Here is a 22,263-nt window from a genome sequence, read left to right on the forward strand (position 1 = left end):
TGATGGCGCCATTCTACACATAAGCGCCGCGACGGGGGAGCGGGTGTTCCGGGCGCGGTTGTTCTGCACTATTGAAGGCATGACGCCGGTGCGGCACCTCACATTGCGGCAGGCAAGGGCGGTCTGCCGTGGTTGCGGGCGGCGCTAGCGGGATCGCATAATGTGCCTCTTGAGCGGATCAGAAGGAGTCGTGATGAAACTGGATGCAGAGATAGAGCACCTTGCCATCGAGCTGGGACGGGCCCTTGGCCAGCGGGGCTGGCTGGCGGCGACCGCCGAATCCTGTACCGGCGGTGGGGTGGCTACGGCTATTACCGATATCGCGGGCAGCTCCGGCTGGTTCGATCGTGGTTTTGTCACCTACACCAACGAGGCCAAGCAGCAGATGTTGGGGGTGAGCAGCGAGAGCCTTGAACAGCACGGTGCAGTGAGCGAGGCTGTGGTGCTGGAGATGGCCCGCGGCGCGCTGGCGCACTCGTCTGCCTCCATCAGCGTTGCTATCAGTGGCATCGCCGGCCCCGGCGGCGCCACCGAAGGCAAGCCGGTCGGCACCGTCTGGTTCGCCTGGGCCGACTGCAACGGTCGTCACCACTCTCTGCTCGCCCGCTTCGACGGGGATCGCCGACAGGTACGCCAGCAGGCGGTGAGACAGGCCTTGTCGGGTCTGTTGGCCCTGCTCAGATAAATTGGGCTTGATACTGTATGAATAGACAGTATACTTGGCCCAACTTCACTTCTTACTCACGATTTCCAGCGGAGATTGGCATGGATCAGAACAAACAGAAGGCACTGGCGGCTGCGCTGGGTCAGATTGAAAAGCAGTTCGGCAAAGGTTCCATCATGCGTCTGGGCGACAGCAAGACCATGGATATCGAAGCCATCTCTACCGGTTCCCTCTCGCTGGACGTGGCGCTGGGCATTGGCGGTCTGCCGTGTGGCCGTATCGTCGAGATCTACGGCCCGGAATCTTCCGGTAAAACCACCCTCACCCTGCAGGTGATTGCGGAAGCCCAGAAGAAAGGCAAAACCTGTGCCTTCGTCGATGCGGAGCACGCGCTGGATCCTATTTATGCTGCCAAGCTGGGTGTCAACGTCGACGACCTGCTCATCTCTCAACCGGATACCGGTGAACAGGCGCTGGAGATCTGCGACATGCTGGTTCGCTCCAACGCGGTTGACGTCATCATCGTCGACTCCGTGGCGGCCCTGACGCCGAAAGCGGAAATCGAAGGGGAGATGGGTGACTCCCACGTTGGTCTGCAGGCCCGTCTGATGTCCCAGGCGCTGCGCAAGCTGACTGCCAACATCAAGAACGCCAACTGCCTGTGCATCTTCATCAACCAGATCCGGATGAAGATCGGCGTCATGTTCGGTAGCCCGGAGACCACCACTGGTGGTAACGCGCTCAAGTTCTACGCCTCCGTGCGTCTGGATATCCGTCGTATCGGCGCCATCAAGGAAGGTGATGAAGTGGTCGGTAACGAGACCCGCGTCAAAGTGGTCAAGAACAAGGTGGCCCCGCCCTTCAAGCAGGCCGAATTCCAGATCTTCTACGGCGCCGGTATCTCCAAAGAGGGTGAGCTGGTGGATCTCGGCGTCAAGCACAAGCTGATCGACAAGGCCGGTGCCTGGTACAGCTACAACGGTGAGAAGATCGGTCAGGGCAAGGCCAACGTCATGAAGCTGTTCGCCGAGAACAAGGTGATGGCTGGCGAAGTGGAAGCCCGCCTGCGCGAGCTGCTGCTCTCCGGCGCAGTGCCTGTCGATGACAAGGCTGCACCGGTTGAGGCAGAAGAGTTCGATGCCGAAAGCGAACAAGAGTTCGAATAAGGAACAAAGGAAGGCCGGGTAGATACCCGGCCTTGTTATTTATGATGGTTGATGAATTCGTTACCGAACCGGTCGAGCCTGCCGAACCGACCTTTGCAGAGCAGCTGGCCGCCGCCCGCGCCTTTGCCATGCGCAGTCTGGCCCGTCGCGAGAGTGCCGAGTCAGAGCTGGCTAACCGGCTGCGCCAGCAGGGCTTCAATGAAGAGGTGATCGAGGCGGTGGTCGACTACTGCCGCGGCTACAACTGGGTCAATGACGAACGTTACGGCGGTATGGCTGTACGTGCCGGTGCAGCCAAGGGGCATGGCCCCATCAAGATCCGCTTCGATCTGCGCCGCAAGGGGCTCGACGATATGCAGATTGATGCCGCATTCGATCAGCCGGAGCTGGACTGGTTCGAACTGGCGTTTGCCCTGCTCGAACGGCGCGCCCGGGTGGCCGATCTGGCGGATTTCAAGCTGCGGATGAAGTGGCTCAAATATCTGCTGGGGCGCGGCTTTACCCAGGATCAGGCCCGTTACGCCATCTCTGCTCTGCAGGAGCAGGAAGAGTAACGCCACTGCGTGGCAAACGTCGTTTCACCTCTCCTTGTGGCAGGTTTTTCCTGTCCGTACAGTAGCTTGCGCGCACAATCCCGAAAAAGCGGCCTTTTGTTCATCTCATCTCTCTTTATGCGCTGCTTTTTTGCCTCTCGACAGTGGAAAAAGCCACTGTAGGCGGTGCCGCTCTTTTCTGGCCCATTTATGTGCGCTTTTTCGCCCGTGGCGGCCCTGTCCGTTTTACTTTACCCCGCAGAAAACTTACATTAATGCGGTTAAAAGTCCGTATTCGAATCAAGCAGGATTTTCCATGTATATGTCCACGTCAGAGATTCGCGCTGCGTTTCTCGAGTATTTCCGTTCCCAGGGGCACCAGGTTGTCTCCTCCAGCTCGCTGGTACCGCATAACGACCCGACCCTGTTGTTTACCAACGCGGGTATGAACCAGTTCAAGGACGTGTTCCTTGGCGCAGACAAGCGTGCCTACAATCGCGCGACGACTTCCCAGCGTTGCGTGCGTGCCGGTGGTAAGCACAACGATCTGGAAAACGTCGGCTATACCGCTCGTCACCACACCTTCTTTGAAATGCTGGGTAACTTCAGCTTCGGTGACTACTTCAAGCAGGATGCCATCAAGTTTGCATGGGGCTTCCTGACCGAGGTGCTGCAGCTGCCGAAAGAGCGCCTGCTGGTGACCGTCTACGCGACTGACGATGAAGCTTTCGATATCTGGGAAAAAGAGGTCGGTGTCCCGGCCGATCGCATCGTGCGCATCGGTGACAACAAGGGTGCCCCTTACGCTTCCGACAACTTCTGGGCCATGGGCGATACCGGCCCGTGCGGTCCCTGCACCGAGATCTTCTATGACCACGGCGATCACATCTGGGGTGGCCGTCCCGGCTCACCGGAAGAGGATGGCGACCGTTTCATCGAGATCTGGAACGTGGTGTTCATGCAGTTCAACCGTCAGGCTGACGGCACCATGGAGCCGCTGCCGCGTCCGTCCGTGGATACCGGCATGGGTCTGGAGCGTATCTCCGCCATCATGCAGGGTGTGCACTCCAACTACGAAATCGACATCTTCCAGGCGCTGATCAAGAAAGCGGCCGAGATTGTCGGCACCACCGATCTGAGCAACCAGTCCCTGCGCGTCATCGCTGACCACATCCGCTCCTGCGCCTTCCTGGTGGCAGATGGCGTGATGCCGTCCAACGAAGGTCGTGGCTATGTGCTGCGTCGCATCATCCGCCGCGCCGTGCGTCACGGCCGCAAGCTGGGTGCCACCGACGTCTTCTTCTACAAACTGGCTGCCGAGCTGGCGGTGCAGATGAAGGATGTCGCTGCCGAGCTGATCGCCCAGCTGCCGCTGGTCGAGCGCGTGCTGCGCATCGAAGAGGAGCAGTTCGTCCGCACGCTGGATCGCGGTCTGCTGCTGCTGGAGGACGCTCTGGCCAATCTGGGCGATGCCAAGGTTATTCCGGGCGAAGTGGTGTTCAAGCTCTATGACACTTACGGCTTCCCGGCCGACCTGACTGCTGACGTGGTGCGCGAGCGCGAGATCGGCATCGACGAAGAGGGCTTCAAGGCCGAGATGGAGAAGCAGCGTGCTCGTGCCAAAGAGGCCTCCAGCTTCGGCGTGAACTACAACGAGATGCTCAAGCTCGACTTCGAGACCCCCTTCACCGGTTACAAGACCCTGACCGAGCGCACCCGCGTGGTTGGTATCTACAAGGGTGTGGAAGAGGTGAGCGGTCTGATCGCCGGTGACGAAGCGGTCATCGTGCTGGAAGAGACCCCCTTCTACGCCGAATCCGGCGGCCAGATTGGCGACAGCGGTACCCTGAAAGTGGACGACGGCATCTTTGCCGTAACCGACACCCTGAAAGCGGGCAAGGCGATCATCCACAAGGGCTACATGGAGCTGGGCACTCTGGAGAAGGGCGCCGAAGTGGAAGCCGTGGTGGATGCTGACCGTCGTCAGGCCATCGCCCTGAACCACTCCGTGACTCACCTGCTGCACGCTGCCCTGCGTCAGGCACTGGGCGAGCATGTCACCCAGAAAGGTTCTCTGGTTGGGGCCGAGCGCATGCGTTTCGACTTCTCCCACTTCGAGGGGCTGACCATGGCGACCATTCGCCGGGTCGAGGAGCTGGTCAACAACCAGATCCGCGCCAACCACGAAATCACCACCCAGCTGATGGATCTGGAAGCGGCCAAGTCCGCCGGTGCCATGGCGCTGTTTGGTGAAAAATATGAAGACGACGTGCGCGTGGTGCGCATGGGCGACTACTCCACCGAGCTGTGCGGCGGTACTCACGCCAAGCGCACCGGTGATATCGGCTTCTTCAAGATCATCGCCGAGAGCGGTATCGCAGCTGGCGTGCGCCGTATCGAAGCGGTGACCGGCAAAGCGGCCATCGACTTCATGCATCAGGTTGGCGAGCAGATCGAAGAGGCTGCTGCCCTGGTGAAAGGCGACCAGTTCTGCATCGCCGACAAGGTTCGCCAGATGCTGGACAAGGCCAAGATGATGGAGCGCGAGCTGGAGCAACTCAAGGCCAAGCTGGCTGCTCAGGCCGGTAACGACCTGCTGGGTCAGGTGATCGAGATCAACGGTCAGAAGGTGCTGGTTGCAGCGCTGGAAGGGGCCGATCCGAAATCCCTGCGCGGCATGCTGGACGAGCTGAAGAACCAGATGAAGTCTGGTGTCGTGCTGCTGGCCACCTGTGCCGACGGCAAGGTCAACCTGATCGCCGGTGTCACCAACGACCTGACCGGCAAGGTCAAGGCCGGTGAGCTGGTCAATCTGGTTGCCCAGCAGGTGGGTGGCAAGGGCGGTGGCCGTCCGGACATGGCACAGGCGGGTGGTACCCAGCCTGAGGCGGTGCCGGCAGCGCTGCAATCCGTTCACTCCTGGCTGGAAGAGCGCCTGTAATCGGGCGAGGTGATCTGTGGCACTCTATGTACAGAAGTACGGCGGCACCTCGGTCGGCACACTGGAGCGGATCGAGGCGGTAGCTGAGCGGGTCGAGCAGACCCGCGCCCAGGGACACGACGTGGTGGTGGTTGTCTCCGCCATGTCGGGCGAAACCAACCGGTTGCTGGGCATGGCCCAGCAACTGGATCCTGATGCCAACCGGCGCGAGATGGATGTACTGGTCTCCACCGGTGAGCAGGTCACCATAGCGCTGCTTGCCATCGCGTTGAACAAACGCGGTTGCCCGGCGGTCTCGATGACTGGCGATCAGGTACGGATTCATACCGATTCCGCCTATGGCAAGGCGCGCATCACCCACATCGACACCGAGCTGGTTCATGCCGAACTGGCTGCGGGCAAGGTGGTGGTGATCGCCGGTTTCCAGGGCCGTGACGAGCATAACGCCATCACAACCCTGGGCCGCGGCGGTTCGGATACCACGGCGGTTGCCGTGGCGGCGGCCATCAAGGCCGATGAGTGCCAGATCTTTACCGATGTGGATGGGGTATACACCACGGATCCGCGCATCGAGCCCAAGGCGCGTCGTCTCGACACCATCACCTTCGAGGAGATGCTGGAGATGGCCAGTCTCGGCGCCAAGGTGCTGCAGATCCGCTCGGTGGAGTTTGCGGGCAAGTACCGCGTCCCGCTGCGGGTGCTGTCGAGCTTTATCGATGGAGAGGGAACCTTAATCACATATGGAGGTGATAGGATGGAAGCTCCCCTGGTATCCGGGATCGCTTTTAACCGCAACGAGGCCAGCCTGACCATTCTGGGCGTGCCGGACAGACCAACCGTTGCCGCGCAGATCCTGAATCCGATCAGCGACGCCAACATTGATGTCGACATGATTGTGCAGAACACCCTGGGAGATGGCACCGCTGACTTCACCTTCACGGTGAATCGTGATGATTATCGCCGCGCCCGGGCGCTGTTGGAGGAGACCGCCACCGAACTTGGCGCCTCCTGCGTGCAGGGAAATGGCGAGATTGCCAAGGTCTCCATTGTCGGTGTCGGCATGTGGAACCATCCCGGTGTTGCGCGCACCATGTTCAAGGTATTGGGCGAGGAGGGGATCAACATGCAGTTGATCTCGACCTCTGAAATCAAAATCTCTGTGGTGATTGACGAGAAGTATCTGGAGCTGGCGGTGCGAGCCCTGCACGCGGCTTTCGGGTTGGATCAGGCACCGCAAGAGCAGCCCTTGGGCTAACAATCTCTGATTGATTTAGTTTCAACCATTTACCATATCGGTATCTTTGTTAGATAATGTCGCATATCGATATAAAAACAAAACAGGATACAGGAGCAAGCGAATGCTTATTTTGACTCGTCGTGTTGGGGAAACCCTGATGATTGGTGATGAAGTGACTGTCACCGTACTGGGCGTTAAAGGCAACCAGGTCCGTATCGGTGTTAACGCGCCGAAAGAGGTCTCCGTACACCGCGAAGAGATCTACCAGCGCATCCAGGCCGAGAAAGTTCCGGGCCAACCGAGCTTCTAAGCCACTTTCATGGCTGTGACAAGGCGACACCTCATGTGTCGCCTTTTGTTTTTCCGGCCCCCTGAAATTGCCCTGCAGGGCGCGAAACTGCGGGATAAGTGCTGATATTGTTTGAATATTCCACGCTTTGACCAAATGCTGAGCGAACGCACTTTTTTCTCCAAAAAAGTGTTTGACTAAAAATCCCTGTGAAGTATTATCAGCCCCGCAAACGGAGAGGTGGCCGAGAGGCTGAAGGCGCTCCCCTGCTAAGGGAGTATGCGGCTTATACCCGCATCGGGGGTTCGAATCCCCCCTTCTCCGCCATTTGCGCCCGTAGCTCAGCTGGATAGAGTACCTGGCTACGAACCAGGTGGTCAGAGGTTCGAATCCTCTCGGGCGCACCATATTACGACTCAAGCAAGAGTCATGTGTTGACCATCAGCAAGTCGACACTTTGGAAAAGGCTTACTGATAAGTAAGCTTTTTTTATCGTTTTAAAACAGGGCGCCCGTAGCTCAGCTGGATAGAGTACCTGGCTACGAACCAGGTGGTCAGAGGTTCGAATCCTCTCGGGCGCACCATTTAAAACGACACAACGATTTATGAGCGCCCGTAGCTCAGCTGGATAGAGTACCTGGCTACGAACCAGGTGGTCAGAGGTTCGAATCCTCTCGGGCGCACCATTTTTCAAGCAGTAGACAAAAGTTTGTGAGCGCCCGTAGCTCAGCTGGATAGAGTACCTGGCTACGAACCAGGTGGTCAGAGGTTCGAATCCTCTCGGGCGCACCATATTTCAAGCAGTACCAAAAGTTTATGAGCGCCCGTAGCTCAGCTGGATAGAGTACCTGGCTACGAACCAGGTGGTCAGAGGTTCGAATCCTCTCGGGCGCACCATACAGACAGCCTCGACTTCGGTCGGGGCTGTTTTTTTATGGGCGACATTTACCCCTGTCGTGTGGATCCGCGTTCGCTGTGGCGGCCGGGTCACCCTCCTGCCTGTCTGTCCTTGTCCTCTTTTATACCTCTTCTGTTATTGAGCCGCGTTCTTCTGAACGGTACAAGCCTTTGCCTCATCTGCAAGCGGGCTGTATGCCTGCTGTTGCTGCGGGGGACTGCGCGCAGCTCATCACTTAGGGTTTGGCTATCAACATCCTGCAAGGCCTGCTGAGGCGTTCTGCGGGCAATAAAAAAGGATGCCGCAGCATCCTTTTGTGTTGAGATATTGACTCAGCTTTTCAACCATTTGCGAATGCGGTTGGCATCGCCTATAGGGGTGCGTTTGCCCACCGAGTTGAGCAGCACGATGGCAAGCTCGCGGCTGTCCGGTTTGGCGCGCATCACCAGACAGCGCCCCGCTTCGTCAGTGAAGCCGGTCTTGGAGAGGCGTACGTCCCAATCCGGGTTTTTCACCAGCGGGTTGGTGTTGTTGAACATCAGGCTATAGGCGGGGGTGCTGAAGCGCATCTCCCGGTTCTCATCCTGAGTGAACTGACGGATCAGCGGCTGACGATAGGCGGCGGCGGCCAGCTTGCCGAGATCCTGGGCGGTGGAGACGTTGCGGGTGGAGAGGCCGGTGGAGTCGTAGAAGTGGGTATTACGCATTCCCAATTGTCTGGCCTTATTGTTCATGGCCCGCACGAAGGCGCTGCGACCGCCCGGATAGTGACGCGCCAGTGCCGAGGCCATCCGGTTTTCGGAGGACATCAGCGCCAGATGCAGGGCGTCGCGGCGGGTCACCTTGGTGCCCATGCGGATGCGGGAGTGAGTGTGTTTGACCCGATCCAGATCGTTCTTGTCGACCGTAATGGTCTGGTTGAGATTCTGCTTGGCATCCAGCACCACCAGCGCTGTCATCAGCTTGGTGAGAGAGGCGATGGGACGCACCTTGGTGGCATTCTTCTGGTAGAGCGTCTTGCCCGTTTTTACATCCACGACCAGGGCGCTGCTCGAGCGTACTTCCAGTTTGGCTGGGTTGGGTGCCGCGTTGACCGCAGGCAATCCCAGCATTCCCATCAACCCGACAACCAGCGCTGCTGCGCGAATCCGACACCACATACAACCGACTCCGTTCCCATCCAAAAAAAGGCGCTAGATTCACTCATTTTTACCCCAGCTTTACAAGGGCCGAGCGGGACTATTTCTGCTATTTGCGCAAAATAGGCGATCAAAAAAGCCCTCTGGCGAGGGCTTTCAGGTCGGGCGTTGGGCGAGGGGTCAATCCCGCGGCTGCGCGGCCCTGCGTTTGCTGATCCAGCGCCAGACCAGCGCCACCATGCCACCCAGCAGCAGGGCCACCGGCAGATAGATGATGATGTTGAAGAACTGGGTCTGGTATTCGGCGGCCAGCTTGGTGTGGCTCAGGTAGTAGCCAAACCCGACCAGCGGGCAGATCCACATGATGGAGCTGATCAGATTGACGATGAGAAAGCGCCCCTGGGGCAGTTCGGTGGCACCCACGATATAGGGGTAGGCGGTGCGCACGAAGGCGATATAGCGCGCGGTGATCAGGGTGATGATCCCGTACTTGTCCAGCAGGTGGTAGACCTTCTGCTGGTGTCGCTCTTCCACGTGGGACATCAGCCGATGGTAGAGCTGGGTGTGGCCGAGAAAGCGCCCCTGCATGTAACCGAGCCAGGTGCCGACAAAGGTGGCCATGATCAACAGCGGGATCACCCCGAGAGACAACACATCCTGATAGATGAGTACGCCGGTGAGGATCAGCAGGCTGTCACCGGGCAGAAAGGCGGTAGGGATGAATCCGTTTTCCAGTACCAGAAACGTCAGAATCACACCACAGATCATGAAGGCCATCTTGGGATCGGAAAGTGTGTTCAGATCGTGATTCATAAAGGCGTGAGCCAGTTGGTAAAACTGCTCCATACTTGCAAACTCCGCAGGTTAGCTGGGTTGATCGGTCAAGGGCATGGCGAGCACCTTGTCGATGCGCAGGCCATCCATGTCAACAATTTCCAGTTGCCACTGTTCCAGTGTCACCAGGTCTCCGGTTTGTGGAACACGACCAAGGAGCAGCATGATAAGCCCTCCGAGGGTGTGATAGTGATGTTTTTCTTCTTCTGGCAGACGAACCAGCTCCAGACAGTCCTTCAACTCCGGCAACGGGATCAGGCCATCGAGCAGCCAGCTGCCGTCGGCGCGCCGGAAGGCCCAGTTGTCCTCGCCATCCTCCTGCTGGAAATCCCCCGCCAGCGCCTCCAGCAGATCCTGCTGGGTGACCAGCCCCTGCAACTCGCCATATTCGTCCACCACCAGCGCCATCTGTTCGCTGTGGGTGCGGAAGTGGTTGAGCAGCTCGACGCCGTTGAGGGTCTCGGGCAGCAGGCTGCCCTCCTGGGTCAGGGCAGCCAGATCGATGGGCTCCCCCTTGATATAGGCGTGCAGCACCTTGCTGACATTGATGATACCCACCAATTCTGACAGGTTGCCGTCGCAGACCGGAAAATAGCTGTGGCGATACTCCACCAGTCGCTGCAGGTTGCTCTCCAGCGGCAGCGCCAGATCCAGATAGCGGATATCGCTGCGCGGCACCATCAGGGAGGAGAGGCTGCGCTCGTCGAGACGGAAGACGTTGCGCAGCATGGTGTGTTCATGATCCTCGATCACCCCGGCTTCAGAGCCCTCCACCAGCATGGCGTGGATCTCCTCCTCGGTGACGTTGGCGCTGCCGTTCTGGTTGACCCGCAGCAGCCGCAGGCTGGCATTGGTGGAGGCCGACAGCAGCCAGACGAAGGGGCGGGTCAGGGTGGCGAGCCAGTGCATCGGGCGGGCCACCAGACAGGCGATGCGTTCGGCATTGAGCTGGCCGAGCCGCTTGGGCACCAGCTCCCCCACCACAATGGAGAGATAAGTAACCACCACCACCACTATGATGGTGGCGATCAGGCCACTACTCTTGGCCGGGAGCCCCCACTCCTGCAACCAGAGGGAGAAGGGCTGGGCCAGCAGGGATTCGCCGTAGATACCGTTGAGCAGACCGATGCTGGTGATGCCGATTTGGACGGCAGAGAGAAAATGGGTCGGGTCTTCGCCCAGTTTGAGGGCAATGGCGGCGGAGCGGTTGCCTTCAGAGGCAAGCTTGCCGAGGCGAGCCTTGCGTGCGGTGACGATGGCGATTTCTGACATGGCGAAGACGCCATTAAGCAAAATCAATCCCAGCAGGATCAATATTTCCATACAGCAACAGCACTCCTTGAGTGGATAAGATCGCTGGCAGTGTAATGAATTTGGCGGCGATGCGCTTGTGAAAGCGGGTGATCCGGCTCGCTAATTTGATGACAGCGCTCTGGGATGGCTGAAAAAGATGGCCGGAAAAGGGAGGGATGGCCCCGCCAAACGGCGTAATGGGCGAGCTGGCATGTCAGGATGGAAAAGGGCGGGAAGTCCCGCCCTTTCTCATCTCAGTTCCGAAACGCCTTATCAGAACTGCTGGAACCAACGCTGGATCTGGGCTGGATCCTTGCTCTGGGTCAGGGAGAGCATCAGCAGCACCCGCGCTTTCTGCGGGTTGAGAGTCCCGGAGGCCACGAAGCCGTACTTGGCATCATCGATCTCGGCATCCAGGGTGGTGGCGCCGGTCGGCACGCGGGCGGAGCGCACGACGCGGATGCCATCCTTGCTCGCCTTGGCCAGGGTATCAAACAGGGTGTGGTAGAGGTTGCCGTTGCCCACCCCGGCGCTGACGATGCCGTCGAACTTGGCATCCACCATCGCCTTGGCCGGCAAGTCGGTGGCGTTGGCGTAGCTGTAGACGATGCCCACTTGCGGCAGCTTGTCGAGCTTGCTCACGTCAAACGGCGTCTTGCTGGTGTGCAGGCGGGCCGGGCTGCGCTGATAGTCGATCTTGCCGTTGTGGATGTAACCCAACGGGCCAAAGTTGGGGGAAGCGAAGGTCTGCACCCCGGTGGTGTTGGTCTTGGTGACGTCGCGGGCATCGAGCACTGTGTCGTTCATCGCTACCATCACGCCACGGCCCTTGGAGGCGGGGTCGGAGGCGGTCACCACGGCGTTGTAGAGGTTGAGCGGGCCATCGGCACTCATGGCGGTGGAGGGGCGCATGGCGCCGACCAGCACCACCGGCTTGTCGCTCTTGACGGTCAGATTGAGGAAGTAGGCGGTCTCTTCCATGGTGTCGGTGCCGTGGGTAATGACGATGCCATCCACGTCATCCTTGGCCAGCAGCTCGTTGACCCGCTTGGCCAGCTTGAGCCACACCTCGTCGTTCATGTCCTGGGAGCCGATCTTCACCACCTGCTCACCCTGCACGTCAGCGACGTTCTTCATCTCGGGCACCGCGGCGATCAGCGTCTCGATGGCTACCTTGCCAGCCTCGTAGTTGGACTGGGTAGCCGACTGGCCAGCCCCGGCAATGGTGCCGCCGGTTGCCAGAATATGGACGTTGGGCAGGGCCATTGCCATGGGGGAGAGGGTCAGGCCAACGACGGCGGCGAGCAGGGTCTTGCGGATCGGTAGGGTCATGCTGCAAATCCTTATGGTTGGAATAATCGCAGCAAGTTTGCCCGTTTAATAACCCGGGTCTGTGATAAAACTCACCAAAAGACAGGTGAGTACAGATTTTTAACCTGTTTTATACCTATATGGAGATAATTTAACTCGCAGAGAAACCCTTGGCTTCGATCAGGGCGATCAGTTCTGCCTTGCTCAGCTCGCTCTCGATAACGGCCTTGCTGCTGGCGAAATCGACGGTTGCGGTGATGACCGCAGGCTGGGCCAGCAGCGCTTTTTGCAGACTGGCGGCGCAGCCACCACAGGACATGCCGGACACGGTGAGTTCGATGGTCATGGGATATCTCCTCTGTTGATGGGCGCCAGCCTAAAGCTGCCGCCTCCGGCAAGGTCAAGCCGTTAGTACATCAACCCTAGGTAGTTCATCAGAGTCGCCCCGAGGCTGGTAGTGACCAGCGAACCGAGGGTGGTAGTGGCGATGATGTTTGCGGCCAGCACGCTGTCGCCCCCCATGGCGCGGGTCATCACATAGCTGGCGGCGGCAGTCGGGGTGGCGCTGATGAGAAACAGAATACCCAGCTCCAGATGGTTGAAGCCGAGCAGGGCCGCCCCAAGAGTGAACGCAGCCGGAATGAGACAGAGCCGCATGATGCTGGCCCAGCCCGCAATGGCTGCACCACCACGCAGGGCGTCGAGGCTGAGTGAGGCGCCGGTGCAGAGCAGCGCCAGCGGCAACGTCATGTTGGCGAAGTAGCTGCCGGTGGTGAGCAGCAGTTGCGGCATCTTGATACTGAGCAGGGTAAAGGGCAGCGCCGCCACAATGGCGATGATCAACGGATTCTTGATGATGCCGAGCAGGATGGGGCGAATGCCGGTAGCGCCGCCGAGACTGCGGGTGAGGGTGATCACAGCGAGAATGTTGTAGAGCACGGTCACCGCGCCGACATAGAAGGCCGCCGCCCCCAACCCCTCGTGGCCGTAGGCGTTCTGCACATAGGCGAGCCCGATAATGGCGCTGTTGCCGCGAAAGCTCCCCTGCACGAAGATGCCGCGCAGTCGCTGCTCCCCGATAAAACGTCCGGCCAGCAGTTCCAGCACCAGATAGCTGATAACGGTGGCGAGCAGGCCATAGCCGATAAACCAGAGGCTCGGCATGGTGGCGAAGTTGGTACCCAGAATACTGAGAAAGAGCAGAGCAGGCAGGGTGACCTGAAACACCAGTCGCGAGGCGGATTCGGTGAAGGGATCCGGCAAAAGCCCCAGCCGCTTGAGCAAGATGCCGAGCAGCAGCACCACGCAGATGGGGCCTGTGATGGAGAGGGAGAAGAGCAGACTGGCCAGCAGATCCATGGTGGACGTCCTCCTGATGCGCCGCCTAAAGCGGGGCAAAAAGGGCATTCTAACGCCATGGGCTTGTATTCACAGGGGTTAATCACAACAATGTGGGCAATTCCACCGCCTAGCCTCCTGTGAGCCAATTCATGGACAAGAAACTGACCATCCTCGATATCGCCAGACTGAGTGGCGTCGGCAAGTCGACCGTCTCCCGGGTGCTCAATCAGGATCCCAAGGTGAAGCAGGAGACCCGCGAGCGGGTGGAGCAGATCATCGCCGAACATGGCTTCGTGCCGAGCAAATCGGCGCGGGCCATGCGCAGCCAGAGCCAGCAGGTGGTGGGGATCATCGTCTCGCGGCTCGACTCCAGCTCGGAGAATCAGGCGGTGCGCGGCATGCTGGAGACCCTTTACCAGCGCGGCTATGATGCCGTGCTGATGGAGAGCAAGTTCTCCCCCGCCAAGGTACAGGAGCATCTGGCGGTGCTGGAGAGGCGCGGGGTGGATGGCATTATCCTGTTCGCCTTCAATAACTTGGACTATGCCGCTATGGCCCCGCTGAAAGAGAAGCTGGTGCTGGTCGCCCGTGAATATCCCGGTTTCTCCTCGGTCTGCTTCGACGACGCCGGTGCGGTACGCACCATGCTGGCGCAACTGGCAAGCCGTGGTGTCCGCGATATCGCCTATCTGGGGGTTGATGCCTCGGATCTCACCACCGGCCAGCGCCGCCTCGACGCCTATCTCGCTTACTGCGCAGAGCAAGGGTTGCGCCCGCGCAGCGCCCTCGGCGATCTCAGCCTGCAGAGCGGCTACCGGCTGGCGGCCGAGCTGCTGACGCCCTCCACCCAGGCGCTGGTCTGCGCCAGCGACACCCTCGCCATCGGTGCGGCAAAATACCTGCAAGAACAAGGGCGTAGCGAGGTGCTGGTGACCGGCCTTGGCAACAACCCCATGCTCAGTTTCCTCTTCCCCAATGCCCTCAGTCTCGATCTTGGCTACAAGGGGGCAGGGGAGCAGGCGGCGCGTCAGCTGCTCGGCCAGATTGAGCAGGCTCAGCCTCCGCTGGTGACAATCGCCCCCTGTCGAACCCTGTGACCCCCATCACTCCGGACTGAACAAAAAGTACGCTTTTTGTGATGCTGGCCACGAATTGGGAACGTTCCCATTTCGATCTGGCCAGATTGTCGGCATGCTAAATGGGAACGATACCAAAAACGCTCCGGCCGACAGACTGGCTCAAAAGGGCGATACAGACCACTATTCAATGGCGTCACAGAGGGAAGACCCATGTCCAAGATCAACGCACAGCAGCTTGCCACCCTGATCGACAAGATCGGCGGCAAGGAGAACATCGCCACCGTCAGCCACTGCCTGACCCGGTTGCGCTTCGTCCTGAACGATCCGGCCAAGGCCGACAGCAAGGCCATCGAAACCATCCCGGCGGTGAAGGGATGCTTCACCCAGGGCGGTCAGTTCCAGGTGGTGATCGGCAACGAGGTAGAGCAGTGGTACAAGGCGCTGACCGAGCAGCTCGGCGTCAGCGGTGGCAGCAAGGAGACCGCCAAGCAAGCGGCGCGCCAGAATATGAATCCGCTGGAGCGGGGCATTTCCCATCTGGCGGAGATCTTCGTACCGCTGCTGCCCGCCATCATCACCGGCGGTCTGATCCTGGGCTTTCGCAACGTCATCGGCGACATCAAGATGTTCGACGATGGCACTCACACCCTCACCGAGATCAGCCAGTTCTGGGCTCAGGTACACGCCTTCCTCTGGCTGCTGGGCGAGGCGATTTTCCACTTCCTGCCGGTCGGCGTCTGCTGGTCTGCAGTGAAGAAGATGGGCGGCTCCGAGATCTTGGGTATCGTGCTGGGGGTGACGCTGGTGTCACCGCAGTTGATGAACGCCTACGGCATTGGTCAGCAGACTCCCGAGGTGTGGGACTTCGGCCTGTTTGTGATCCAGAAGGTGGGTTATCAGGCCCAGGTCATTCCGGCGCTGCTGGCGGGTGTCTTCCTTGCCTGGGTGGAAACCAACCTCAAGCGGATCATTCCGGCCTATCTCTATCTGGTGATTGTGCCGTTTGTCTCGCTGCTGCTGGCAGTGATCGTGGCCCACGCCTTTATCGGCCCGTTCGGTCGCTGGATTGGTGATGGCGTTGGCTTCGCTGCCAAGGCCGCCATGACCGGCTCCTTCGCTCCCATCGGTGCTGCCCTGTTCGGTTTCCTCTATGCACCGCTGGTCATTACCGGTATCCACCACACCACCAACGCGGTGGATCTGCAGCTGATGCAGAGCATGGGGGGCACCCCGATTTGGCCGCTGATCGCGCTCTCCAACATCGCCCAGGCGTCTGCGGTTGTCGGCATCATTTTGATTAGCCGCAAGGAGAACGAGCGGGAGATCTCGGTGCCTGCTGCCATCTCCGCCTACCTCGGGGTGACCGAACCGGCCATGTACGGTATCAACCTCAAGTACAAGTTCCCCATGTTGTGCGCCATGGTGGGGTCCAGCCTTGCCGCCCTCATCTGCGGTTTCGCTGGGGTGATGGCCAACGGCATCGGGGTCGGGGGCCTGCCGGGCATCCTCTCCATCCAGCCGCAATACTGGGCGGTATTTGCCATCGCCATGCTGGTCGCCATCGTGGTGCCGGTGGTGCTGACCCTGCTGGTCTACAAGCGCCAGCAAGCCGCTGGCAAGTTGGCCCAAGCCAGCGCCTGACACTGATTATCAGGGCGACCCGCGGGTCGCCCTCTCCATTTCATATTCGAGACAAGAGAAAGACCCATGAGCCAAACACCCTGGTGGCAGAGTGCCGTGATTTACCAGATTTACCCCAAGAGCTTTCAGGATTCCGCGGCCCGTGGCACCGGCGACCTCAAGGGGATCATGGCGCGCCTCGACTATCTCAAAACCCTGGGGGTCGATGCCCTTTGGCTGACCCCTGTCTACGTCTCCCCGCAGGTGGACAACGGCTACGACATCGCCGACTACCTTGCCATCGATCCCGCTTACGGCACCATGGATGATTTCGAGGCGCTGCTGGCCGCCGCCCACGCGCGCGATATCCGCATCGTGATGGATATCGTGGTGAACCACACCTCCACCGAGCACGCCTGGTTCAAGTCGGCTCTGGGGGATAAATACAGCCCCTACCGCGACTACTACATCTGGCGCGATCCGGTGGATGGCTGTGTGCCGAACAACTGGCAATCCAAGTTTGGTGGCAGCGCCTGGGAGCTGGATGCAGCCACCGGCCAGTACTACCTGCACCTGTTTGCCCGCGAGCAGGCGGATCTCAACTGGGAAAATCCTGCAGTGCGCGCCGAGGTGAAAAAGATCATCCACTTCTGGGCGAAGAAGGGGGTGGATGGGTTCCGACTCGACGTTATCAACCTTATCTCCAAGGATCAGACCTTCCCGAACGACGATATTGGCGATGGCCGCCGCTTCTACACCGACGGGCCGCGCATCCACGAATTCCTGCAGGATGTGAGCCGCGACGTGTTTGCTCCTGTCGGCGCCATGACGGTGGGGGAGATGTCCTCTACTTCGCTGGAGCACTGCCAGCGCTATGGCGCCCTCGATGGCTCCGAGCTCTCCATGGTGTTCAACTTCCACCATCTGAAGGTGGATTACCCCAACGGCGACAAGTGGACCAAGGCGCCGTTCGACTTCCTCGAACTCAAGCGCATCTTCAACCACTGGCAGAGCGGCATGCATAGCAAGGGGTGGTCGGCGCTGTTCTGGTGCAACCACGATCAGCCGCGTATCGTCTCCCGCTTTGGTGACGAGGGCGAGCATCGCGTCGTGGCCGCCAAGATGCTGGCCAGCACCCTGCACGGCCTGCAGGGCACTCCCTACATCTATCAGGGGGAGGAGATCGGCATGACCAACCCCGGCTATCAGTGCATCAACGACTATCAGGATGTGGAGAGCCGCAATATCTTCGCCATCAAGCAGGCGGAAGGGATGAGCGAGGCCGAGATCCTCGCGATTCTCGGTGCCAAGTCCCGGGATAACTCGCGCACGCCGATGCAGTGGAGTGCCGCCCCGAACGCCGGTTTTACGGCAGGCAATCCGTGGCTCAAACCTGCCGCCAACTACCCAGAAATCAATGCCGAGGCGGCGCTGGCCGACCAGCACTCGGTGTTCTGGCACTATCGGGATCTCATCGTCCTTCGCAAGGCGCACCCCATCTTCACCAAGGGGGATTATCAGGAGCTGCTGACCGGGCACCCGCAGATCTGGGCCTATGCCCGCCGCGCCAACGGTCAGACCCTGCTGGTGGTGAGCAACTTCTACGGCGAGCCGGCTGAGTTTGCCTTGCCTGCCGAGCTGCAAAGCGGGCAAGGTCGGCTGCTGCTCGGCAACTACCCCGATAGTCCAGCTCAACCGCAATCGGGTATGCTGCGCCCTTATGAATCCCTGATCTGGCTGATGGAGTAGTGGATGAGCGAGGAAATGGTTGCAGCTGAACAGCAGCATGCGCGTGGTGCCGAGTGGCAGAAGATGGTGGCGGGGGAGCCCTATGATGCGGGTGATCCTGAGCTGAAAGCGGCACGTGAGCGCTGCCGCAGGCTCTATCACACCTTCAATACCAGCTGGCAGGAGAAACCGGCGCGGGATGCTTTGCTTCATGAGCTGCTCGGTGGCCGCGGCCAGGAGTGTGCCATCAATCCGCCATTCTTCTGCGACTATGGTGCCAACATCTTCGTCGGCGAGAACTTCTACGCCAACGTGGGCTGCACCATCCTCGACGTCTGCGAGGTGTACATCGGCGACAACGTGCTGCTGGCGCCCGGGGTGCAGATCTACACCGCCGCTCACCCGGTGGCGGTGGCGCCACGCATCAGGGGTGTCGAGTTCGGCAAGCCGGTGCGGATCGGTCACAACGTCTGGATCGGCGGCAGCGTCGTCATCTGCCCCGGCGTTACTATCGGTGACAACAGCGTCATCGGCGCCGGTTCGGTGGTGACCAAAGATGTGCCCGCCAATGTGGTGGCGGCTGGCAACCCTTGCAAGGTGCTTCGGCCGATGACGGCACAGGAGCTTGAAGGCGTCATCCAGCGGTGAACAGGGGCCATGAATGCTATTGCTATCTGATTGATAGAAAAGCGACTGTCAGATTGTTTTGCATTCAGTGCTTATGTTCGGGGCTGCTTGGCCGATACTGTTGAGTGCAGGAGGAACCCTATGGATATATCAAGTTCTGCATCCACATCGGAAGGTTATGCATTGTTAGCGGCCAGTTTGGCCAAAAAACAGCAAACCCAGCAAGGCCAGCAGGCTCTGGAGCTTATCCAGACGGCAGCAGCGCCCGCTTCGTCAGCACCGACATCGGCCAGCGCTTCCCTCGGAAGCAATATCGATATCCGCGTCTGAGCGATAAAAAAGCCCCCATCTCTCGATGGGGGCTTTCTTTTTATTGGCTGTTACCTAGCTGGCTCAGACCGGGAAAGGAGCCGGCGCCTCGAAGGTCATCCGCTCGCCACTACGGGGGTGGCTGATGGTCAGCATGGCAGCATGCAGGTAGAGATGGGGTGCCGCCGCCAGCGCATCCGGATGAGCATAGAGGTTGTCACCCAGGATCGGATGCCCCAGCTCCAGCATATGGACGCGCAACTGGTGTGAGCGACCTGTGATGGGGGTCAGCTTGATCAGGCTGTTGCCGTTCTCCACTTTCAGTTTTTCCCACAGGGTCAGGGCGTGACGCCCCTCCTCGTGATCCACCTTCTGCTTCGGGCGGTTGGGCCAGTCGACGCAGAGCGGCAGGTCAACCTGTCCCGACTCTGCTTCCGGCTCACCCCACACCCAGGCGAGGTAGTGCTTCTCGGTCTCCCGCTCGCGAAATTGCCGACTCAGCTCCCGATGAGAGTTGGGATTGAGGGGAATGACAATGACGCCAGTGGTGGACATGTCGAGGCGATGAGCTGCCGCCGCCTTGGGGTGTTGCTGTTTCACCCGATGCAGGACGCTGTCTTCATTCTCGGGGCCGCGCCCGGGGACGCTTAGCAGGCCAGTGGGCTTGTTGACCACCATGATGTCCTTGTCCTTGAACAGGATATCGAGCCAGGGTTCCAGAGGCGGTGAGTATTCAAACATAAATGTCTCGCATCAGAAGGTGGGGGCAAGCCCCCATCAGTTATGGGTAACCACGACAAAGTGGCCTTGGGTATCCAGTTTGAGCTGGTTCTGGCCGCTGTCGGTCGGTACCTTGTCAGTTATGGGTGACCACGATAAAGCGGATGGCATCCAGCTTGAGTTGGGTCTGATCGATCAGGTGGTGCAATTCTGCCTTCAGATTGCGCAGATAATCCAGTTCGCTGTCTCGCACGTTCGGGTTGACCGCCTTGAGCGCTTCCAGACGATCGAGATCCTGCTGCAGGGTCTGCGCCATCTGGGCGCGGGCCTTGTCGACAATCCCAGCTTTCAGCTCTTCGGCAATGGCCTGGCCCTTGCCAATCAGACCGTGGATCACCGGCTGGGATGCAGTCACGAGCTTGCTGCCGAGGTGGCGATTGACCGGCGTCAGCTGGCGGTTGAAGGCATCGAACGCCACTTTCTCACCCAGATTCTGGCCGTTCTTGTCCATCAGCAGACGGATCGGCGTCGGCGGCATGAAGCGGTAGAGCTGGGGATGGGCCGCAGACTCGGCAACGAAGATCAGCTCAAGCAGGATGGAGCCGATGGGCAGCGCCTTGTTCTTGAGCAGTGCGACCGAGGTGGCACCGATCTCGGAGCCCAGGATCAGGTCGATACCGCCGCGCATCATGGGGTGATCCCAGGAGAGCAGCGCCATGTCATCCCGCGACAGGGCTGTGTTGCGATCGAAGGTGATGGTCATGCCGTCTTGCGGCAGGCCCGGGAAGCTGGAGACCAGCATATGATCACCGGGAGTCAGCACCAGCGCGTTCTCGCCACGGTCATCCTGATTGACGCCGATCTCGTCGAACATCTTGAGAGCGAAGGAGATCATGCCGGTGTCGTCATCTTCGGCGGCCAGCTTGTCGACCAGCTGCTGGGCGGCGGCACCACCGCTGGAGTGGATCTCCAGCAGGCGATCGCGACCCTGCTCCAGTCGAGCCTTGAGCGGCTCGTGCAGTTCGCGGGTCTTGATCAGCAGGGCGTCGAGAGCTGCCTGATCGCCGGTGTTGGCGGCCAGCAGCTCGAACAGCTCTTCACGTACCGCTTCGAATACCGGGCGGGCAGTCGGGCAGGTCTGCTCGAACGCATCGAGGCCATCGTGATACCAGAGCTGCAGGGCGCGCTGGGCAGTCCCTTCCAGATAGGGAACGTGGATCTCGACGGTGTTCTGCTGACCGATACGATCCAGTCGGCCGATACGCTGTTCCAGCAGATCCGGGTTGAGAGGCAGATCGAACAGTACCAGATGGCTGGCAAACTGGAAGTTGCGACCCTCTGAGCCGATCTCGGAGCAGAGCAGCACCTGGGCGCCACCCTCTTGCTGGGCGAAATAGGCGGAGGCCTTGTCCCGCTCAAGGATCGACATCCCTTCGTGGAACACGGCACCACGGATCCCTTCACGGGTACGCAGCGCCTCTTCCAGCGCGATGGCGGTCGCTGCTTCGGAGCAGATCACCAGCACCTTCTGCTGACGGGCTGAGAGCAGCAGCTCCAGCAACCATTCGACACGGGGGTCGAACTGGGTCCAGGTGGCGTTGTCGCCTTCGAACTGCTGGAAGATCTTCTCGGGATAGAGGTAGCGCAGGGCGCGTGTCTGCAGATCGCCACCGTTGCCACCCATCATGCCCATCACCTTGATGGCAGTCTTGTACTGCTCCGGCAGCGGCATGGGGTAGACGTTGAGGTGACGCTCGGGGAAGCCCTGAATATTGGCGCGGCTGTTGCGGAACAGCACCCGGCCGGTGCCATGCTGGTCCAGCAGCTTGGCGACCGCCTGCTGGCGGGCGGCGGCATCGCTCAAGTCCAACCCTTCCAGCTGGCTGGCGAGGATCTGTCTGGCTTCATCGCTCAGGGTCTCGCCATCCAGCAGCTCTTGTGCGGCGCTCGCGACCTGACCATAGGCCTGCTCCTCGGCGAGGAAGGCCTCGTAGTCGTAGAAACGCTCGGGATCGAGCAGGCGCAGACGGGCAAAGTGGCTCTGGTGACCCAGCTGATCCGGGGTTGCGGTCAGCAGCAGCACACCCGGCACCTGTTCGGCCAGCGCTTCCACCATCTCATAGGCACGGCTTGGCGCCTCTTCGCTCCACTCCAGATGGTGCGCTTCGTCGACAACCAGCAGATCCCACTCGGCTTCCAGCACTTGCTCGAAGCGACGGCGCTTCTTGCGCAGGAAGTCGAGGCTGCAGATCACCAGCTGTTCGGTCTCGAAGGGGTTCTCCGCATCGGCAAACGCTTCGATGCAGCGCTCCTCGTCAAACAGGGAGAAGTGCAGGTTGAAGCGGCGCAACATCTCGACCAGCCACTGGTGCTGCAAGGTTTCGGGCAGCAGGATCAGCACCCGATGGGCGCGGCCGGAGAGCAGTTGCTGATGAATGATCATGCCCGCTTCGATGGTCTTGCCCAGACCCACCTCATCGGCCAGCAGTACGCGTGGAGCGTAGCGGTGACCCACCTCGTGGGCGATATAGAGC

The 22,263-nt window shown here is 60.0% G+C and carries 19 protein-coding genes and 6 tRNA genes (1 of these 25 cut by a window edge); 17 read left to right on the forward strand and 8 right to left on the reverse strand.

Annotated features, from left to right (window positions below):
• The first annotated feature begins 193 nt into the window (after positions 1 to 193).
• The 12 genes from pncC (at position 194) to I6L47_RS16450 (ending at position 7,727) form a co-directional block, all read left to right on the forward strand.
• Positions 194 to 685, forward strand: coding sequence for a nicotinamide-nucleotide amidase (pncC, locus tag I6L47_RS16395; protein ID WP_216947897.1), 492 nt, complete (start codon positions 194 to 196; stop codon positions 683 to 685).
• 80 nt (positions 686 to 765) lie between these two features.
• Positions 766 to 1,830, forward strand: a complete 1,065-nt coding sequence (gene recA, locus I6L47_RS16400; protein WP_040068994.1) for a recombinase RecA — start codon at positions 766 to 768, stop codon at positions 1,828 to 1,830.
• 44 nt (positions 1,831 to 1,874) lie between these two features.
• The gene (locus tag I6L47_RS16405; protein WP_216949375.1) at positions 1,875 to 2,384 is read left to right on the forward strand and encodes a regulatory protein RecX; all 510 of its coding nucleotides are present in this window, start codon (positions 1,875 to 1,877) and stop codon (positions 2,382 to 2,384) included.
• A gap of 295 nt (positions 2,385 to 2,679) precedes the next feature.
• Positions 2,680 to 5,304 (forward strand): alanine--tRNA ligase, encoded by a 2,625-nt coding sequence (alaS, locus tag I6L47_RS16410; protein ID WP_040068996.1) that lies wholly within the window; start codon positions 2,680 to 2,682, stop codon positions 5,302 to 5,304.
• Between the two features lie 16 nt (positions 5,305 to 5,320).
• Complete coding sequence (locus I6L47_RS16415) at positions 5,321 to 6,559, forward strand: aspartate kinase (protein ID WP_005336054.1); 1,239 nt, start codon at positions 5,321 to 5,323, stop codon at positions 6,557 to 6,559.
• A 103-nt stretch (positions 6,560 to 6,662) separates the two neighbouring features.
• A complete protein-coding gene (csrA, locus tag I6L47_RS16420) occupies positions 6,663 to 6,851 on the forward strand; it encodes a carbon storage regulator CsrA (RefSeq protein WP_158110307.1) in 189 nt (62 codons plus the stop codon).
• Between the two features lie 213 nt (positions 6,852 to 7,064).
• Positions 7,065 to 7,157: transfer RNA gene (locus I6L47_RS16425), tRNA-Ser, on the forward strand.
• A 3-nt stretch (positions 7,158 to 7,160) separates the two neighbouring features.
• A tRNA-Arg gene (locus tag I6L47_RS16430) sits at positions 7,161 to 7,237 on the forward strand.
• A 100-nt stretch (positions 7,238 to 7,337) separates the two neighbouring features.
• A tRNA-Arg gene (locus I6L47_RS16435) sits at positions 7,338 to 7,414 on the forward strand.
• Between the two features lie 25 nt (positions 7,415 to 7,439).
• Positions 7,440 to 7,516: transfer RNA gene (locus I6L47_RS16440), tRNA-Arg, on the forward strand.
• 29 nt (positions 7,517 to 7,545) lie between these two features.
• Positions 7,546 to 7,622: transfer RNA gene (locus I6L47_RS16445), tRNA-Arg, on the forward strand.
• Between the two features lie 28 nt (positions 7,623 to 7,650).
• Positions 7,651 to 7,727 (forward strand) — tRNA-Arg (locus I6L47_RS16450).
• Between the two features lie 333 nt (positions 7,728 to 8,060).
• Here the strand turns inward: I6L47_RS16450 and pbpG are convergent.
• The 6 genes from pbpG to I6L47_RS16480 form a co-directional block, all read right to left on the reverse strand.
• The gene (gene pbpG, locus I6L47_RS16455; protein WP_158110306.1) at positions 8,061 to 8,888 is read right to left on the reverse strand and encodes a D-alanyl-D-alanine endopeptidase; all 828 of its coding nucleotides are present in this window, start codon (positions 8,886 to 8,888) and stop codon (positions 8,061 to 8,063) included.
• 159 nt (positions 8,889 to 9,047) lie between these two features.
• Positions 9,048 to 9,713, reverse strand: coding sequence for a DedA family protein (locus I6L47_RS16460; RefSeq protein WP_005336051.1), 666 nt, complete (start codon positions 9,711 to 9,713; stop codon positions 9,048 to 9,050).
• Between the two features lie 18 nt (positions 9,714 to 9,731).
• A complete protein-coding gene (locus I6L47_RS16465) occupies positions 9,732 to 11,024 on the reverse strand; it encodes a hemolysin family protein (RefSeq protein WP_216947898.1) in 1,293 nt (430 codons plus the stop codon).
• A gap of 243 nt (positions 11,025 to 11,267) precedes the next feature.
• Positions 11,268 to 12,326, reverse strand: coding sequence for an L-asparaginase 2 (ansB, locus tag I6L47_RS16470; protein WP_005348754.1), 1,059 nt, complete (start codon positions 12,324 to 12,326; stop codon positions 11,268 to 11,270).
• A gap of 130 nt (positions 12,327 to 12,456) precedes the next feature.
• Positions 12,457 to 12,651 carry a heavy-metal-associated domain-containing protein gene (locus I6L47_RS16475; protein WP_005336048.1) on the reverse strand — a complete coding sequence of 65 codons (195 nt, stop codon included), beginning with the start codon at positions 12,649 to 12,651 and terminating at the stop codon, positions 12,457 to 12,459.
• A 62-nt stretch (positions 12,652 to 12,713) separates the two neighbouring features.
• Positions 12,714 to 13,664: an AEC family transporter gene (locus tag I6L47_RS16480; RefSeq protein ID WP_216947899.1), complete on the reverse strand. Its 951-nt coding sequence runs from the start codon at positions 13,662 to 13,664 to the stop codon at positions 12,714 to 12,716.
• 131 nt (positions 13,665 to 13,795) lie between these two features.
• On the opposite strand from I6L47_RS16480, the gene treR reads away from it, so the two are divergent.
• From treR to I6L47_RS16505, 5 genes are all read left to right on the forward strand, one after another.
• On the forward strand, positions 13,796 to 14,743 hold the full coding sequence (treR, locus tag I6L47_RS16485) for a trehalose operon repressor TreR (protein ID WP_216947900.1): 948 nt from the start codon (positions 13,796 to 13,798) through the stop codon (positions 14,741 to 14,743).
• Positions 14,744 to 14,935: 192 nt separating this feature from the next.
• On the forward strand, positions 14,936 to 16,366 hold the full coding sequence (gene treB, locus I6L47_RS16490) for a PTS trehalose transporter subunit IIBC (protein ID WP_120416410.1): 1,431 nt from the start codon (positions 14,936 to 14,938) through the stop codon (positions 16,364 to 16,366).
• Between the two features lie 66 nt (positions 16,367 to 16,432).
• Entirely contained in the window at positions 16,433 to 18,094 is a 1,662-nt protein-coding gene (treC, locus tag I6L47_RS16495; protein WP_216947901.1) for an alpha,alpha-phosphotrehalase, read from the forward strand.
• Positions 18,095 to 18,097: 3 nt separating this feature from the next.
• Complete coding sequence (locus I6L47_RS16500; protein WP_254204759.1) at positions 18,098 to 18,721, forward strand: sugar O-acetyltransferase; 624 nt, start codon at positions 18,098 to 18,100, stop codon at positions 18,719 to 18,721.
• 120 nt (positions 18,722 to 18,841) lie between these two features.
• On the forward strand, positions 18,842 to 19,030 hold the full coding sequence (locus I6L47_RS16505; RefSeq protein ID WP_159162846.1) for a hypothetical protein: 189 nt from the start codon (positions 18,842 to 18,844) through the stop codon (positions 19,028 to 19,030).
• Between the two features lie 63 nt (positions 19,031 to 19,093).
• Here the strand turns inward: I6L47_RS16505 and rluA are convergent, their stop codons facing one another.
• Positions 19,094 to 19,750: a bifunctional tRNA pseudouridine(32) synthase/23S rRNA pseudouridine(746) synthase RluA gene (gene rluA / locus I6L47_RS16510; protein ID WP_042081022.1), complete on the reverse strand. Its 657-nt coding sequence runs from the start codon at positions 19,748 to 19,750 to the stop codon at positions 19,094 to 19,096.
• 115 nt (positions 19,751 to 19,865) lie between these two features.
• A protein-coding gene (gene rapA / locus I6L47_RS16515; RefSeq protein ID WP_216947902.1) for an RNA polymerase-associated protein RapA crosses the window boundary here: on the reverse strand, positions 19,866 to 22,263 show its 3' portion. 470 nt of this gene lie beyond the right edge of the window; the window shows 2,398 of its 2,868 coding nt (coding positions 471–2,868); its start codon lies off the right edge, out of view — the gene reads right to left on this strand; the stop codon is at positions 19,866 to 19,868.

The sequence above is a fragment of the Aeromonas sp. FDAARGOS 1417 genome (genome assembly GCF_019046985.1).
Taxonomy (GTDB): Bacteria; Pseudomonadota; Gammaproteobacteria; order Enterobacterales; family Aeromonadaceae; genus Aeromonas; species Aeromonas veronii.